This window comes from Armatimonadota bacterium (assembly GCA_013359125.1).
Lineage (GTDB): Bacteria > Armatimonadota > Fimbriimonadia > Fimbriimonadales > GBS-DC > JABWCR01.
The window spans coordinates 71200-86749 of sequence record JABWCR010000010.1; the positions used below are offsets into that span (position 1 = coordinate 71200).

13 protein-coding genes are annotated in these 15550 nt (G+C 59.8%); 11 read left to right on the forward strand and 2 right to left on the reverse strand.

Annotated elements, in window-relative coordinates:
• Positions 1 to 51 precede the first annotated feature (51 nt).
• From HUU60_06460 to HUU60_06500, 9 genes are all read left to right on the forward strand, one after another.
• Entirely contained in the window at positions 52 to 1428 is a 1377-nt protein-coding gene (locus HUU60_06460) for a right-handed parallel beta-helix repeat-containing protein (protein ID NUL82351.1), read from the forward strand.
• Position 1429: 1 nt separating this feature from the next.
• On the forward strand, positions 1430 to 2929 hold the full coding sequence (locus tag HUU60_06465; GenBank protein NUL82352.1) for a M20 family peptidase: 1500 nt from the start codon (positions 1430 to 1432) through the stop codon (positions 2927 to 2929).
• Positions 2930 to 3036: 107 nt separating this feature from the next.
• Positions 3037 to 3969, forward strand: coding sequence for a C40 family peptidase (locus HUU60_06470; protein NUL82353.1), 933 nt, complete (start codon positions 3037 to 3039; stop codon positions 3967 to 3969).
• A gap of 4 nt (positions 3970 to 3973) precedes the next feature.
• On the forward strand, positions 3974 to 4234 hold the full coding sequence (locus HUU60_06475) for a hypothetical protein (GenBank protein NUL82354.1): 261 nt from the start codon (positions 3974 to 3976) through the stop codon (positions 4232 to 4234).
• A gap of 3 nt (positions 4235 to 4237) precedes the next feature.
• Positions 4238 to 5083: a bifunctional methylenetetrahydrofolate dehydrogenase/methenyltetrahydrofolate cyclohydrolase FolD gene (gene folD, locus HUU60_06480; protein ID NUL82355.1), complete on the forward strand. Its 846-nt coding sequence runs from the start codon at positions 4238 to 4240 to the stop codon at positions 5081 to 5083.
• Positions 5070 to 5951, forward strand: coding sequence for a polyprenyl synthetase family protein (locus HUU60_06485; GenBank protein ID NUL82356.1), 882 nt, complete (start codon positions 5070 to 5072; stop codon positions 5949 to 5951). The genes folD and HUU60_06485 overlap by 14 nt, the downstream gene beginning before the upstream one ends.
• Positions 5948 to 6925, forward strand: a complete 978-nt coding sequence (locus HUU60_06490; GenBank protein NUL82357.1) for a threonylcarbamoyl-AMP synthase — start codon at positions 5948 to 5950, stop codon at positions 6923 to 6925. The genes HUU60_06485 and HUU60_06490 overlap by 4 nt, the downstream gene beginning before the upstream one ends.
• A 15-nt stretch (positions 6926 to 6940) precedes the next feature.
• Positions 6941 to 8164, forward strand: coding sequence for a TIGR00300 family protein (locus HUU60_06495; protein ID NUL82358.1), 1224 nt, complete (start codon positions 6941 to 6943; stop codon positions 8162 to 8164).
• Positions 8157 to 9854: a DUF1957 domain-containing protein gene (locus tag HUU60_06500; protein NUL82359.1), complete on the forward strand. Its 1698-nt coding sequence runs from the start codon at positions 8157 to 8159 to the stop codon at positions 9852 to 9854. Before HUU60_06495 ends, HUU60_06500 begins: the two co-directional genes overlap by 8 nt.
• Here HUU60_06500 and HUU60_06505 read toward each other — a convergent pair.
• Positions 9851 to 10657 carry a prepilin-type N-terminal cleavage/methylation domain-containing protein gene (locus tag HUU60_06505; GenBank protein NUL82360.1) on the reverse strand — a complete coding sequence of 269 codons (807 nt, stop codon included), beginning with the start codon at positions 10655 to 10657 and terminating at the stop codon, positions 9851 to 9853. The two genes, HUU60_06500 and HUU60_06505, sit on opposite strands and share 4 nt — an antisense overlap.
• A 134-nt stretch (positions 10658 to 10791) precedes the next feature.
• Complete coding sequence (locus tag HUU60_06510; protein ID NUL82361.1) at positions 10792 to 11706, reverse strand: RNA polymerase sigma factor RpoD/SigA; 915 nt, start codon at positions 11704 to 11706, stop codon at positions 10792 to 10794.
• Between the two features lie 234 nt (positions 11707 to 11940).
• Here HUU60_06510 and HUU60_06515 point away from each other — a divergent pair, with 234 nt between their 5' ends.
• Positions 11941 to 13467 (forward strand): hypothetical protein, encoded by a 1527-nt coding sequence (locus tag HUU60_06515; protein ID NUL82362.1) that lies wholly within the window; start codon positions 11941 to 11943, stop codon positions 13465 to 13467.
• Positions 13468 to 13482: 15 nt separating this feature from the next.
• The gene (locus HUU60_06520; protein ID NUL82363.1) at positions 13483 to 14907 is read left to right on the forward strand and encodes a phosphoglucomutase/phosphomannomutase family protein; all 1425 of its coding nucleotides are present in this window, start codon (positions 13483 to 13485) and stop codon (positions 14905 to 14907) included.
• Positions 14908 to 15550: the final 643 nt, after the last annotated feature.

Here is a 15550-nt window from a genome sequence, read left to right on the forward strand (position 1 = left end):
GCGGGCGCAGAAACTCTCCCAACCTTTGTTCGGGATTATACCGGACGACCAATGAACCCAGAAGAGCAGCCCGGCCATCCCAATACCAGATATAATCCGCACATGATCGCGCCGACCGACGGCATGGAACTGAGCGGGCAGATAACTCTCGCGCCGGGCGTTTACCATTTGCCCAACGGCCTCCGCATTGCGCAATCCGACACTGCAATTAACGGCAACGGCTCGATTCTCATCTGCCCCGAGCAGACCGGCACGGGCCTTTCTATCGAAAGCGCCGACAACGTTTCTATTCGTTCGCTCACAATCCTAGGGTATCGGCACGGCGTCCGGTCAACCCGTTGCAAAAATCTGACTATCGAAGCGTGTCGAATAACGGGCACGGCCGAGCTGCCGCCCAACACGGACTTTCTCGATATTTGGCTCCCGAGCGAGCAGGCCTACGGCGCGGGGATATGCCTTACCGACTGCTCCGACAGCGCGATCCGGGACAACGACCTTCAGCATCAGATGAACGGCCTGCTGACTTACGGTTGCCAAAGGCTTAAGGTCGAGCGCAATGTCGCCAACTACTGCAGCGGCTACGGCTTTCACCTTTACGAGACGAGCGATTCTGAGTTTGAGGGCAACTACGCCGACTTTTGCTGCCGATACCATCCTCGCGGGCCGCGCCACGGCCACATGGGCGCCGATGCGACGGGCTTTTTGATCGTCAAGAGTTCGTCCAGGAATCGCTTTTATGGCAATTTTGCGCGTTGCGGCGGCGACGGGTTCTTTATGGCGGGGCTCGCTCCAGACGGGGTCCCGTGCGATTGCGAGGCGAACGAATTTATCGAGAACGACGGGAGTTTTAGCCCGAACATCGCGTTTGAGGGCACCTTCTGCACGGGCGCGCTCTATCGGGACAACCGCGCCGATTACTGCAATTACGGCTTTTGGCTCGGGTTCTCGCGCGATTGTAGAATCGAGGGCAACCAGATGATCGGCAACCGGCAAGCGGGCATAGCGGTCGAGAACGGAGTTCGATTTCAAGTTCGCAACAACCGTATCCATGCCAACGGCCATGGGCTTTTGATTTGGAGCAAGCGGGTAGAGGCGTTTTCCCAATCCGCGCCGGATAACGATACGAGCCGCGAATGGCAGATAACCGATAATGAGATCGTGCGCAACGGGACGGGGATACGAATTGCGGCCGAGCAGGATCACGGGATCCGGCCCTTGATCGATCAGCCGCCCGCGCCGCCGCCGTCCGATCACCTAATCATGAAGAATGGATTTCAGGACAATCGAATCTCGATCGATCTTCTGGGCGCTCATCGCACGCGCATCGAGCAGAACGCTCTGCACGGCGCCGAGGTCAACCTGCGCCAATCGGACTGCCAAGAGACCGACATGAAAAACAATCCAGGCGCGGCCGGAGGCTATCTGTAGCATGAAGCGGCTGATCGTGCTGACGTTCAAGGTCGTCTTGCTCGCCTGCGCAGGTCTCATCGTGCTTTCGGGGGTTATGATCGTTCGCACCTTGGGTCTGAACCAGGGTCAGATGTCCGTCGGCGCGGTCGCCCCGCCCGCGTTCGATTCGATGCAAGCCGCCAAAAGGCTGAGCGGCGCCATACAGATTCCAACGATCACGCACGATGATCCAACTCGGTTCAACGCGAGCGCCTTTCAGAGATTGCGCGCCTATTTGGAGCAGACCTATCCAACCGCGCACGCCGTCATGAGCAAAGAAGTGATAAGCGGCCACAGCCTGCTTTATGAATGGAAGGGGAAGGACAAGACGCTCGCGCCCATCCTCTTGGCGGCGCACTTGGACGTTGTGCCGCCCGTCAGCCCAGAGCGGTGGCAGCACGATCCCTTTTCTGGCACGATCGAGGGCGGCTTTATCCATGGTCGCGGTTCGTTGGACGACAAAGCGTCGGTTACGGCGATCCTGCAGGCGATCGAACTGTTGGCGACGGCCGACTATCGGCCTCAGCGCACCATCCTGATCGCGTTCGGGCACGACGAAGAGCGCGGAGGCATCAAAGGCGCGGCCAAGATCGCGGAACTGTTGGCCCAGCGGAAAGTCGAGTTAGAGTTTGTGCTGGACGAAGGGACGGCTGTGCTCGAGGCCATAGTGCCCGGGGTCAGTCAGCCCGTCGCCATGATCGGCATTGCCGAAAAGGGCTATGTCAGTTTTGAACTGACCGCCGAAAGCCGAGGCGGACACAGCAGCATGCCCCCGCGCATCACGGCGGCGGGTCGCGCAGCCCGCGCCATCGCGCGATTAGAGGAAAGCCCCATGCCCGCTCGCATCGATGGCGCGACCGCCGCCCTGTTAGAGCGTTTGGCGCCGGAGATGCCCTTTATCGAGCGGGCGGCGATCGCCAATCAGTGGCTCGCGGCGCCGATGCTGACCAAACGACTGACGGCCAGACCCTCGTCGAACGCCGGAGTGCGCACAACGATGGCCGCGACGATCTTGCAGGCCGGGGACAAAGAGAACTCGCTCGCCACCCATGCGCGCGCTGTGGTCAACTTTAGAATCTTGCCCGGCGACACGGTGAAAGAGGTCGAAGCCTACCTGAAAGGGACCATCGACGATCCGAGAGTCCGCATTGCCAAATTGGACGGCGCGACCGAGCCGAGCAAGATCTCCAGTCCGAGCACGCCACAATTCCGATTGCTCGAACGCACGGCCAGAGAGACGATCGCGGGCGCCCTGGTAGCCCCGGGGCTAGTGGTCGCGCAGACCGATTCTCGACACTACTCAGAGTTGACGGACCAGATCTATCGGTTTATGCCCGTCCGCATGAATCGGGCTGACCTAATGCGCGTTCACGGCATCGACGAGCGCATTTCCATTGAGAGCTACGCCGAGGCGATCCGCTTCTACTATCAGTTGATCAAGAACGCCGCGATAGACGAGGCGAAAACCGCCTCCCAATAGCCCCCGACAAGCGTTGGGTTGATTTTCGACGACTCTCCTGGGTATACTACGGGCGTCTTGGCGATATGAGGTCGTCGGGGCACGCACTGCCAACCAAGGAGGGCCCTATGATTAAGCGCCTTTGGTTGACGAGCGCGGCGCTCGCAACCTGCCTGTTGTGCGTATACGCACAGAAGCCTATCGTTCACAAAGTCAAAGAGGGCGAATCGATGTACACTATCGCCCACAAGTATCACCTCCGTTTGCCTGAGCTTTTGCAGGCGAACAAGATAGCCAACCCCCACGCCATAAAACCCGGCATGGCGCTGACCGTGCCCGTCAAGAAAGCAGCGGCCACCAAGAAAACGGCGACCGCCAAAACGACTGCCACAAAAGCAGCGCCGGCGTCCGGCTGGGTCCAACTGAACAAAGACCGCATCAACGTTCGCTCTGCGCCGAATACGAATTCTAAGCGCGTAACGATCGTCGATAAATATGCCAAGGGCAAAGCGCTGGCCAAATCGGGCGATTGGACGAAAATCCAATTGACCAATGGCCGGACCGGCTGGATCCTGGGCAAATACCTGTCCAAGGCTTCTGCGCCGCCAGCCGCGGCTAAGCCGAAGGCTGTCGCATCAAGGCCGACTTCCTCTCGCGCAATTCCCGGTTCGCCGTCTCCTCGCACAGAGGTCGCATCGGCAAAGGGAGTGCTTTCGACGGCGCACGGGCTGAAAGGCATCCGCTATCGATACGGGGGCAGCACCTCGCGCGGATTTGACTGCTCCGGCTTCACCAGTTACGTCTATGCCAAATACGGCATCCGGCTTCCCCACAGTTCGGCCGCACAGGCCAAGATGGGACGCCCGGTAAAGCGCAGCGAGCTAAAGCCCGGCGACCTGGTGTTCTTTAGAACGCGCGGACGCGGCGTTTCGCACGTGGGCATCTACTCTGGCAACGGTCAGTTTGTGCACGCCAGCAGCGCTCGCGGGCGCGTGCGGGTGGACAGCATCAACTCCGGCTACTACAATTCGCGATTTGTAACCGCCCGTCGCGTAAAATAGGGGCGTGGATTCAGATTGCGAATTTGACTTAGACCTGCACAAGGTCAAGAAGGTTGTCGAGGTGGGCGCTTTTCAGGCCGCCAACGAACTGCTTTCGGACGATTGGGCGCTGCACGATGTCTACGTCGATATGGACGGGCGCAGCGCCTATATTCTTTTGAGGACCTCTCCGCTCGTATGCCCGCGATGCAAGGCGCCCGCCGAGATTGAAGTATCGGAGGACCGGGAGTCGTTTCGATATGTCTGCAGCCGGGAGTGCGCCTGATCGATGCTTCTGGACGGTAAGCGCATCGCCGGCGAGGTTCGAAACCGTCTAAAGCCGAGGGTCGAAGCTTTGCGGTCGAAAGGGATCGCGCCCTGCCTGGCGGCGATCGTGATCGGCGACGACCCGGCATCCCATGCCTATGTCGGCATGAAAGCCAAAGCCTGCGCGTCCGTCCAGATGGAATCGAAGGTTGTCGCGCTGCCCAGCGAGATCGATCAAAGACAAGCCGAGCAGCGTCTGCTGGAGTTGGCGCGCGACCCGAGCGTCCACGGAATCTTGCTTCAGCATCCCGCGCCCAAACATCTGGACGAGATGCGGCTGCTCTCGCTGATACCCGTCGAGAAAGACGTAGACGGCATTTCGCCAGGATCGCTCGGCGCGCTGACCGCTGGCATCAAGGGATTTGAACCTTGCACGCCCAAAGGCATGATCCGCCTGTTGGACGAGTATAAGATCGCTATCGAAGGCAAGCGCGCCGTGGTGATCGGTCGCAGCGTGATATTGGGCAAGCCGATGGCGCTGATGCTGCTGAACCGTAACGCGACGGTTACGATCTGCCATTCCAAAACGGTCGATCTGCCCCAGGTCGCGAGGGAGGCCGATATCTTGGTCGCCGCGGTCGGCCGCGCCGAGATGATCGACGCGAACTATGTCAAGCCCGGCGCGGCGGTGCTGGACGCGGGATACAATCGCCTGCCCGATCGGTCGGGCGATGTGGGCGACGTTCGATTTGACGCGGTCGCGCCGATCGCGTCTTACATAACGCCCGTGCCGGGCGGAGTTGGCCCGATGACCGTCGCGATGCTGCTGGAGAACACGGTCGAGGCGGCTGAAAATGCGTCCGCATGACGAGCCGTTAGCGCCTCTGCGCGAGCGGATCGACTCGGCGCTCTCTTCCCTCTTGCCGGTTCATCAGCCGCAGGCATTGAGCGAGGCGATGCGCTACAGCGCGCTGGACGGCGGCAAGCGGCTAAGGCCACTGCTCTGCCTGTTTGCATGCGAGGCTTGCGGCGGACACGAGAGCGACGCCATGCCCACAGCCTGCGCGATCGAGATGATCCACGCTTTTAGCCTGATCCACGACGACCTGCCTGCGCTGGACAACGACGAACTGCGGCGCGGTCGCCCTACGTGCCATGTGCAGTTTGGCGAGGCGATCGCGATTTTGGCCGGAGACGCTCTGCTTGCTCAAGCCTTCGAGATATTGGCGGCCAATCCGGCACAGCTTCCTCCGTCCACGGCGATGGAGATTCTCCGCACCATCGCCCGAGCATCCGGCACACAGGGCATGGTGGGCGGCCAAGTGCAGGACATCTTGGCCGAGGGAGGCGAGCCGGATCAAGCCTCTTTGGAGTACATCCACACGCACAAGACCGGCGCTTTGATCCAAGCCTCGGTCATGTCAGGAGCGTTGGCAGCCGGGGCCGATCAACATCAAAGAGACTGTCTAGCGGCGTATGGCTCCGCGCTAGGGCACTGTTTCCAGATCGTTGACGACATCCTGAACGAGACCGGCGACCCGTCTCGAACCGGAAAGGCCCGGGGCAGCGATCAGCAGCGGGCAAAACTCACCTACCCGCGCGTTTTTGGATTGGAAGCAAGTCGCAGCGCTGCGGCGCAATATGCCAACAAAGCCAAAACCGCCATAGGCGACTTCGATTCGGACGCCAACCGCCTGCGCCAAATGGTCGATTACGTCTTGACGAGAGACCGATGATCACGCTCCGCCTGAAGGCCATGGAGGATATCCCCCAAGCCGCCGAGATTATCCAACAAGGCGGCTTAGTCGCTTTCCCGACCGAGACCGTCTATGGATTGGGCGCCGATGCGCTGAATTGCGAGGCCGTGCTCAAGATATTCGAAGCCAAGGCGCGCCCGCCGACCAACCCGCTGATCGTTCACGGCGCCTCGGTGGAGCAGTTGGAGCCTTTGGTCCAATCGCCCGGTCCGCTCTTCTATCGCATTCTGGAGCAGTTTGCGCCTGGTCCCGTAACGCTCATCGTCAAGAAGTCCGATCTCGTTCCGTCCGAGACGACCGCAGGGTTGGATACAGTCGCCGTTCGAATCCCGGCACACAGGGTCGCTTTAGATTTGATTCAGAGCGCCGGACGCCCCATCGCCGCTCCCAGCGCCAATCGATCGGGATTTGCAAGCCCGACCACCGCCCAGCATGTTCTGGACGAGTTGGACGGGCTTATCGACGCGGTTCTTGACGGCGGTCCGTGTCCGGTCGGCATCGAATCGACCGTTGTGGACATCTCGGACGGAGAGTTCGCCATATTGCGCGAAGGCGCCATCACCGGCGAGATGCTGGCCGAAGCGACCGGTCGTTCTGTTACTGCCCGACAGGGGTCTCCGCGCTCGCCGGGAACGTCTGGCAGGCACTATTCGACTCAAACGCCGCTGGCGCTCGCTAGGGGCTGGCCGGAAGATCTTGCTGCAAAGGTAGAGGCGATGAAAGACCGGACGGTCGTTGTCATCTGGCCGACCGATTGGCCCAAAACGAGCGCGGCGCATCATGTCGAATGGGCAGAATGGAAGAACGACGCCGGGCTGGCCGAACGGTTGTATGCGGCTCTGCGCGAGGCGGACGCGCTGCATGGCGATGTCATCATCGTTCCCTTGCCGGACGGCCGGGGATTGCGCTCTGCGATTCGCGATCGGCTTCAGCGCGCTCAGGCAATCAGGTAAACTCACGGCCAATCCATGCCCTCAGAAGTTATCTACCTCGAAGGCCACGTTATCGACTCGCTCACGCTGTCCAAAGTTCTCGATCTGCTAACTTCTTACGGTTGCGAATATGAGATCCAAGATGCCCACATCGGCCATCAGCGAGACGAGACGAGCCGGTTCCAAATCTCCGTAAGCGCATCGTCGCCGGAGTTGCTGGAACAGGCGCTCGAAGAGGCCGTCCAGCACGGCGCGATCTACTACAAGGGCGACGCCAAACTGGCGGAGGCGCCTGCAGACGGCGTATATCCCGAAGACTTCTACTCTACGACCAACTTGGAGACATGGGCGCGCGTAGGCGGCCAATGGATCGAGGTCGAGAAGCTGGAGATGGACTGCGGCGTGAGAGTTTTCGACGACAATCGCCGAGCCGAGTGCGCGCCGTTTTCGAGGGTCAAAAAGGGCGACCTGTTTGTGGTCGGACACGACGGTTTGCGCGTTGCGCCGCCCGAACGGCGCGATCCGACGACCGTGTTCGCCTTCATGGGCAGCGACGTTTCGTCCGAAAAGCCCAAGGAGAGGATCGTGCGCGGGGTGGCCGAAGCGATCCGCAATGCCAAAGAAGAAGGCAAGCGCGTTCTCTTGGTGGGCGGGCCGGCGATCATCCATACCGGCGCGGCCGGGTTCTTAGAAGAGCTGATCAACAAGGGCTGGATCGATGTGCTGTTTGCCGGCAATGCGTTAGCCGCGCACGATATCGAGGCTGCAATGTTCGGCACCTCGCTGGGCGTCCACCTCGATCTCGGATCGCCGGTAACGCACGGCCACCAGCATCACCTGCGGGCGATCAACCGCGTGCGAGGCGCCGGGAGCATTGCGGAAGCGGTGAGGCAAGGCATTATTCCGACCGGCGTCATGCGCGCCTGCGTGCTGAACAATGTCGAGTTCGTGCTGGCCGGCAGCATCCGGGACGACGGCCCGCTGCCCGACGTGATCACCGATATGATCGAGGCTCAAGACGCCATGCGCGCAAAGGTCGATGGGCTGGGCGTTGCCGTGATGGTCGCTACGACGCTCCACTCCGTCGCGACTGGCAATATACTGCCCGCTACCGTGCAAACATTTTGCGTGGACACCGACGCCGACACGGTGATCAAGCTGAGCGACCGCGGCACCCACCAGCAAGTCGGCATTGTAACCGATTGCCACTTCTTTATGAAGGAGCTGGCGACCTACCTTAAGGACGGATGGAATGGCTGAACCGTTAGGATACTTTGCGCTGGTGCTGCACTCCCACATTCCCTATGTGATGTCGCACGGCAAATGGCCGCACGGCACCGACTGGCTAACGGAAAGCGCGGTTGAAACCTATCTGCCGCTCATCGATACCGCCCGGCGATTGGAATCGGAAGGCATCGCGGCCAACTACACGATTAATCTGACGCCGATTCTTCAGGAGCAGTTGGCGTCCGAAGCCTTCAAAGCCGAGTTCGTCGATTATCTGCGACAGAACATCGATGCCAGCCGAGCAGACCAGAAGGCGTTCGGCCAAGACGGTCCGCTCTGGATGGCGGGCATCGCCTATTTTTGGGAGCAGTTCTACGCCCAACAGATGGAGTTCTATATCAACGGATTAGATCGCGACATCTTGGGCGAGTTTCGTCGAATGCAGGACGCGGGGCTCATCGAGGTCATCACCAGCGCCGCCACGCACGGATACTTGGCCCTGCTAGGCACGGACGAGAGCGTGTTCGCCCAGACGCGCATTGGCGCAGAGACCTATCGGCGCAACTTTGGCCGCTCGGCGCGCGGGTTTTGGCTGCCGGAATGCTCCTATCGGCCCGCCTACGAATGGTCGCCGCCCGTGCCGGGCATCCAGCCGACTATGAGGCAAGGCGTCGAAATGGCGCTGGCCGACAGCCAGATCGATTACTTTTTTGTGGACACCCACCTGTTGCGCGGCGGCGAGCCGACCGGCACCTATGCCGCGCGCTTCCCCGGCCTGATGAAGCTTTACGAGCAGTTTCGCAAAAACTTTCAGGATCAGCCCGACCGTCATCCCTATCAGCCTTATCTGATGTTCGGATCGGGAGAGACGCACCGCCCCGTCGCCGTCTTTGCCCGAGACCCTGAGACGACCGCTCAAGTCTGGAGCGGCGATATGGGCTACCCGGGCGACGCCGCCTATTTGGAGTTTCACAAAAAGCACGCGCCCAGCCGACTTCGATATTGGCGCGTCAGCGACAACAAAGCCGACCTGGGCGCCAAAGAAGCCTACGAACCGTGGCGCGCTTATCAGCAGATTCGATCCCATGCCGACCACTTTGTAACCGTGCTAAAGGACACCCTTCGCAAGCATCGGGATCGGCACGGCCGGCCCGGCATTCTGGTCTCCATGTATGACACAGAGCTTTTCGGCCACTGGTGGTTCGAGGGGCCCGAATGGGTTTACGAAGCCATCAAGCGCATAGCCAACGACCCCGAGATCGAGATGGTCTCGTGCGGCGCCTATCTCGACCGTTTTCCGCCCAAAGAGCGCGTCGTGCTGCCCGAAGGATCGTGGGGCGAAGGCGGCTATCACTACGTTTGGCTGAACAAGGACACGGCTTGGGTCTGGGAGCGAATCTATCGCGCGGAAGCCCAGTTCCTCGACCTGAAGGAGAAATGCGCGAACAACGAAGCCGCACAGCCCTATCTGCAACAGTTAGCGCGAGAGCTTTTGCTCTTGCAATCGTCCGACTGGCCGTTTCTGATTACCACCTGGTCGGCAAGGGATTACGCGGAGATTCGCATAAACGACCACTTTCGACGCTTTGAAGGCATCGCCAGCCTGATCGACAAAGTCCTCATGAACGAGCGACCGACAGAAGCGGAGCTCGCGCTCTTTGCCGAAAGCAGAGAGCGCGATCCCGTGTTCGATCCAATCGACCTAAACGCCTGGTCGTCCTAATCCCAGTTGGGATAGATCTTCTTGTTGGACGAAAAGTAGGGTCGCTTGAGAGCCCCATAGACCATTCTCTTGGCATGGCCGTCCGCCCAGACCGCGTTGGCGCCGTCGCGATGCAAGAAGTGGAAGTGATCCCTCAAGCTCCGATCGTTGGGCGGGCTGTCGTACCAGTCCCACACTTGCAAAAAGTTGCACATCGGCACGCGCGCCAAGTGCTCCCACATGATCAGAGTCTGCGCAGGCTGATCGACCTCGGCGTTCGGCGCGCCCGTGTTCACATAGATGCCGCTCGGACCATAAGCGAACGTCTTGGCCGCGGGGCTGTACTCCTTGTTGAAAGCCAACGGATTGCGCGAATAGTAAGGCGCGTAGTTGAAGCCGTTGTTGAACCAGTTAAAGGCCAGCGCCATCTGCCACCGGTCCGGCATGCTGGGACAGCGTTTGACGCCCTCGTTCTTGATGTAAGGATCCACAGCGCCCGACCGAGGGCGCCGGGTGGCCCGCTCGTAGACGAGGCCGTAAAACCCGCCCGTGATGCCATAGTTGTTGTTGTCGTAGCCTATCCAGATCTGTTGAGGCGCAAATCCGGGCGTATTGTCGGGCTGAGACGTTGAAAACCACGTATCGTCCCAATCCTGCAAGTACAGCATGCTGGCTTTGCCGATCTGGCTCATGTTGCTAAGGCAAACGATCTGCCGACCGCTCGCTCGAGCTTCGGCAAAAACTGGGAATAGGATCGCTGCCAAGATGGCAATGATCGCAATCACGACTAAAAGTTCGATCAACGTAAATCCGCGCGTCTTCATTTGGATCTCCTCCCCACTGCCCGTGTGATCGCGGAAATGCAAAGTTCAGATTCGTCGCATCGTACGGCGATTCCTGCTTTTACATTCAAACTTACGAAACAATCGAGCGCTGGGGAAAGTTCCTGCCAGCAATTCTACCGTGCCAGCCAATCGCTCATGTGGTTCTTTCGAGCCCACTGGCGCAGCTTCTTCAGCGCCTGCACTTCCAATTGTCTGATCCGCTCTCGCGAGAGTTGAAGCGGCTGACACTCCGGATCTTCCTGCTCTTCGATCCCGATCCGTCGACGTACGGCCCACTGTTCTCGCTCGCTCAATGTCGAGATAGCCGCCGAGAGTTCCGCCAGCCACGCTCGGTTGATCGCCAACTCTTCCGGGTCCTTAATCGACGGATCTTCCAGCAGCGCCAACAACGTCAGATTGCCGTCCGGATTAACGACCTGATCCAATGAGAGGGGCTCGCGAGCGATCTGCGTCAACCGTTCGACCTTCTTTCGGCTCATTTTGAGGCGGGCGGCCAGTTCTTCCGTCTTGGGCTCTCGGCCCAGGCCGCGCGTCATCGTCTGTTTGGTCCGCTCGATCTTTCTCAGCGATTCGACCGCGTGGGTGGGAAGACGAATGGCGCTGGCCGTGCAATCGACGGCGCGGATGACCGACTGTCGAATCCAGTGCGTGGCGTAGGTGCTAAATCGAAAGCCGCGGGTAACGTCAAAACGCGCGATCGCTTTCAAGAGGCCGATCACGCCCTCTTGAATCAGGTCCTCGATGGGCACGCCCCCATGGCGATACTGCTTGGCCACGCTGACGACCAAGCGCAGATTCGCCTCGACCAGCCTGGTGCGGGCGTACTCGCAGCCGGCCTGAGCCAGAGTCGCCATCTCCACCTCTTGCTCCGCGTTCAACAGCGGAATCTTGAGCAAGCGATGGAGGTGCGAGGGCAGTTCCTCTTGTGCCGGCTTCTCCTTCAGATGTTCCGGCACATCCAATTGCGCCTCGTGACACTCTTCCTCGTCCAACTCGTCCTTTCTATCGAAATCATCAAAAAAAGGCATGGATTTAACCCCTACCTGCTCAGTATCAAGCCCTACGGCTCGCCGTCCATAGCGGGGCCCTACTCTCTTTTGGAACAGCAAACAACCCTATCAAGTTCCTTTCAACGACGCGCGGCTCCTGCTTTGAGAACCGCGAAGACATCCGCATTTCTACCTACAATTGCAAAAAAACCAGCGCTTTCGCCAGGGTAAATCGCGTTCCGGCGATCGCATCTTAGGCTGTGAGCAAATTTTGTGCCAAGCCGCAAGGCAGGAGTCTATAGACCCGGCATCGAACCTAAAATCGCCCAGTCGAAACAAATTTCGACGATTGGCCGCCTAAAGTGGAAAGAGAACTTGGCGGGCAGGGAACCCAACAAGCGGATGAGAGCGCATCACTCGATAGCCCCGGAACTCAGAGTCAAGACTCAGGTCAATCAAAGCCTGATGCTCTTGAGCCGGCTCTTGATGCTCAACTCGGCCGAACTGGAAGCCGAGATCGAACGCGAAATCGACGAGAACCCCGCCCTTGAGCGCTCGATCGACGATAGCGATCCGCCGCCGCCGCAGACGCCTTCGGACGAGGTCGACCTGCGCATCTACTTCTCCGACCCGGACAGAACTCACGAGCGGCTGATCGACACCGACAGCGAGGAATCGCCTTGGCAATCCGAGCCCGCTTCATCGATTACTCTGCGCGAGCACATCGCTCAGCAGACGATGCCGCAGCTAAGGCCCGAACTCCACACTATTGCTGCGTTCCTAATCGAAGCCATTGACGACAACGGCTATCTGCAGATCGATATCGAAGAGGCCTGCCTGCAATGCGACGCGCCCTTGGAACTCGCCGAAGAGGCGCTTAAAGTCATTCAATCGTGCGATCCCGCGGGCGTGGGAGCAAGAAGCCTGCAAGAGTGTCTCGCTTTGCAAGCCCTCAGCGCCCTGAACGAGTGCGATTTGGACGTTTCTAAAGAGACCATATCGGACGCAGAAAGGATCATCGCCCTCTGTTGGGACGACTTTGCAAGGGAGAAGGTGGCCAAAATCTCTCGAAAGCTCAAGCTGTCCATTCCGCAGGTGGAGCGCGCCTACCAGTACATTCGGCACGGCCTAGCGCCCTATCCGGGCGAGAAATTTTTGCAATCCTCGGGCAACGTTGGGCGAACGGTCGCGACCGGCGTCGAGCCCGACGTCGTTATTCGATCGTCGGTGAACGGATTGGACATCATCTTCAGAGGGCCCGATCCCGATTCTTTCGGCTTAAACGGCTACTACACTCAGCAGTTCAAAATGATCGGACAAGGCATGTCGCGCCTGCCCGAAAGCGATCAGGACCACATTCGGGAATACGTCGACCGGGCAAAGCTTTTTCTGCGGGGATTGCTCAAGCGGCGCGACACGATGAAGCGGATCGTGCAACTGATTCTGCAGACTCAGCACAACTTCATCCTGACGGGCGACCACCGGTTCATAAGCCCCATCACCCGGTCCGACTTAGCCGAGCGCGTCGGTCTGCATCGCAGCACCATCGGCCGAGCGGTCAAAGGCAAGTTTATGCAACTGCCCAGCGGCGCCACGGTCAGCATGGACGTCTTCTTTAAGCAATCGGCGCGGGCGGGCCTGCTGATCGAACAGATTATCCGCGAGGCCGAAGAAACCGAAAAACGCCTGAGCGACGAAGAGATCAAAATCAAACTCGAAGAGATGGGCGTCTCCGTGTCGCGCCGCGCCGTCGCCAAGTATCGGCACCAATCCAAAATCCTCTCCTCTCGCTGGAGGTAGACTCAGCCCATGCGCATGCCCAGCATCAAATTCGGCACGGAGGGCTGGCGCGGCATCATCGCCGACGACTTTACTCTGGCCAACGTCCGCTTCGTTACTCACGCTATCGCCCATTACATTAAGAAAGCCAGTCCGCCCGGCAGCGGAATGATGATCGGCTACGACTGCCGAGCCCAAAGCGAGGAGTTTGCCGAAGCCGCCGCCGAAGTTCTGCGCGCGCACGGATTCAAAACCCTAAGAGCGCCTAAGCCCGTTTCGTCGCCTGCCGCCGTGCATGGAATGCTGACCCACCAGATGCAAGGCGCGATCATGTTCACCGCCTCGCACAATCCCGCTGCGTTCCATGGCATCAAGTTCAAACCCTACTACGGCGGCGCGGCACTGACCGAGATTACGGCGGGCATCGAGCAAGAATTAGAGCGGCTGGCGCCCGAATACGAGACCTTGATCGAACGCCCCGGCAACGCAGACGCCGGACAGGAGCACGACCCAGTCCCCGCCTATCTAAACTACCTGCGCGAGTTTGTCGATATGGGTGCGATCGCCAAGGCCAACTTGAACGTCGCGACAGACGCCATGTACGGATCGGGCGCGGGCTATCTGCCGACCTTGCTGAGGGAAGCAGGCGCGCAAGTAACCGCATTGAGAGAGGAGCGCAACCCCTGGTTCGGCGGCGCCGGGCCAGAGCCAACGGCCAAGAATCTAACGCCTCTATCGGAGGCTGTTCGCAACGCGGGCGCGATGGCAGGAGTGGCCGTAGACGGCGATGCGGACCGGATCGGCGCGGTGGACGAGCACGGCAACTTTGTGGATAGCCATAGAATCTTCGCCATCGTGCTAAGGCATCTGGTCGAGGTTCGCGGCTGGCGCGGCGGCGTGGTCAAAACTTTCTCCGTCAGCCGACTGATCGACCGCCTGGCCGAGCATTACGGCCTAACCCTGCACGAAACGCCGATCGGCTTCAAGTTTATTTGCGAGCTGATGCTGAACGAAGACATCTTGATGGGCGGCGAAGAGAGCGGCGGCATCGGCATCAAGCGCTATATGCTGGAGCGCGACGGCGTCCTGATGGCGATGCTGATTCTGGAGGCGATGGCCGTCAGCGGCAAAACGCTCTCGCAGTTGGTGGAAGATGTCTATGCCATCACCGGTCGAATGGCCTATAGGCGCATCGACGCGCACTTTAAGCGAGACCAGATGCCCGCGCTGCGAGAGCGACTGAACGGCGCGAACCCATCGACAGTCGGCGATTGGAGCGTGCAGAGCGTGTCGGCGCTAGACGGACGAAAGTTTTTGATGACCGACGGAAGCTGGCTGTTGATGCGGGCTTCGGGCACCGAGCCTGTGGTTCGCGTCTATGCGGAAACGGAGCGCGATGCAGACGCCGAGGCGCTGGCCGCCGCTGGCGAGCGCCTGCTGCGAGAGTTGATCGGGATCTAGCGTATTTCCAGTTCATAGGTCTCGGCGACCTCCAATCGGAACGCCAGGCTCCCGCCTGGCAACTCCCTGCTCGATTCGTACTCAATTTTGTGCTACATTTTCGAAGATTCCCGTTGGCGCACGATGGTAGACCCTCCGCACCAAACGACGGGCGTGCAATGATCCCAACCCTTTGCGCTCTTTGCGCGAAACTGCGCCGTTGGAACCTCCCGCCTGGCCCCGTCTCGAAAAGTACCGCCGGCGTCCCCGCCGGCCCCGTCTCGAAAAGTACCGCCGGCGTCCCCGCCTGGCCCCGTCTCGAAAAGTACCGCCGGCGTCCCCGCCGGCCCCGTTCGCCCGTTCAGGGTTCGATTCGTACTCAATTTTGTGCTACATTTTCGAAGATTCCCGTTCGCGCACGATGTTCCGATCCCTTCGCGCCCGCAGATGCGGAAGGATTAGATCGCTCTTCCCCCCAAAATCTTCGATTTTGGGGGGAAGATACAGAAGGGGGGGCGCAAACCATCCGAGACAGACCGACATTCGGCTAAAAAGGCAACCGAAGCGATCGATCGGGCGGCCCCTCCCCTATATCCCCTCCCCAAACGCTCCGCGTTTAAGGAGGGGACTGAATCTAAGAGGGCCGGTCAGATTCCCGCTGGCG

Excerpts from the sequence above, each read along its gene's own strand:
- HUU60_06460 (NUL82351.1), top strand. The coding sequence starts at position 52 with ATGAACCCAGAAGAGCAGCCCGGCCATCCCAATACCAGATATAATCCG.
- folD (NUL82355.1), top strand. The coding sequence starts at position 4,238 with ATGCTTCTGGACGGTAAGCGCATCGCCGGCGAGGTTCGAAACCGTCTA.
- HUU60_06510 (NUL82361.1), bottom strand. The coding sequence starts at position 11,706 with ATGCCTTTTTTTGATGATTTCGATAGAAAGGACGAGTTGGACGAGGAA.
- HUU60_06505 (NUL82360.1), bottom strand. The coding sequence starts at position 10,657 with ATGAAGACGCGCGGATTTACGTTGATCGAACTTTTAGTCGTGATTGCG.
- HUU60_06520 (NUL82363.1), top strand. The coding sequence starts at position 13,483 with ATGCCCAGCATCAAATTCGGCACGGAGGGCTGGCGCGGCATCATCGCC.
- HUU60_06470 (NUL82353.1), top strand. The coding sequence starts at position 3,037 with ATGATTAAGCGCCTTTGGTTGACGAGCGCGGCGCTCGCAACCTGCCTG.
- HUU60_06495 (NUL82358.1), top strand. The coding sequence starts at position 6,941 with ATGCCCTCAGAAGTTATCTACCTCGAAGGCCACGTTATCGACTCGCTC.
- HUU60_06500 (NUL82359.1), top strand. The coding sequence starts at position 8,157 with ATGGCTGAACCGTTAGGATACTTTGCGCTGGTGCTGCACTCCCACATT.
- HUU60_06465 (NUL82352.1), top strand. The coding sequence starts at position 1,430 with ATGAAGCGGCTGATCGTGCTGACGTTCAAGGTCGTCTTGCTCGCCTGC.
- HUU60_06485 (NUL82356.1), top strand. The coding sequence starts at position 5,070 with ATGCGTCCGCATGACGAGCCGTTAGCGCCTCTGCGCGAGCGGATCGAC.
- HUU60_06490 (NUL82357.1), top strand. The coding sequence starts at position 5,948 with ATGATCACGCTCCGCCTGAAGGCCATGGAGGATATCCCCCAAGCCGCC.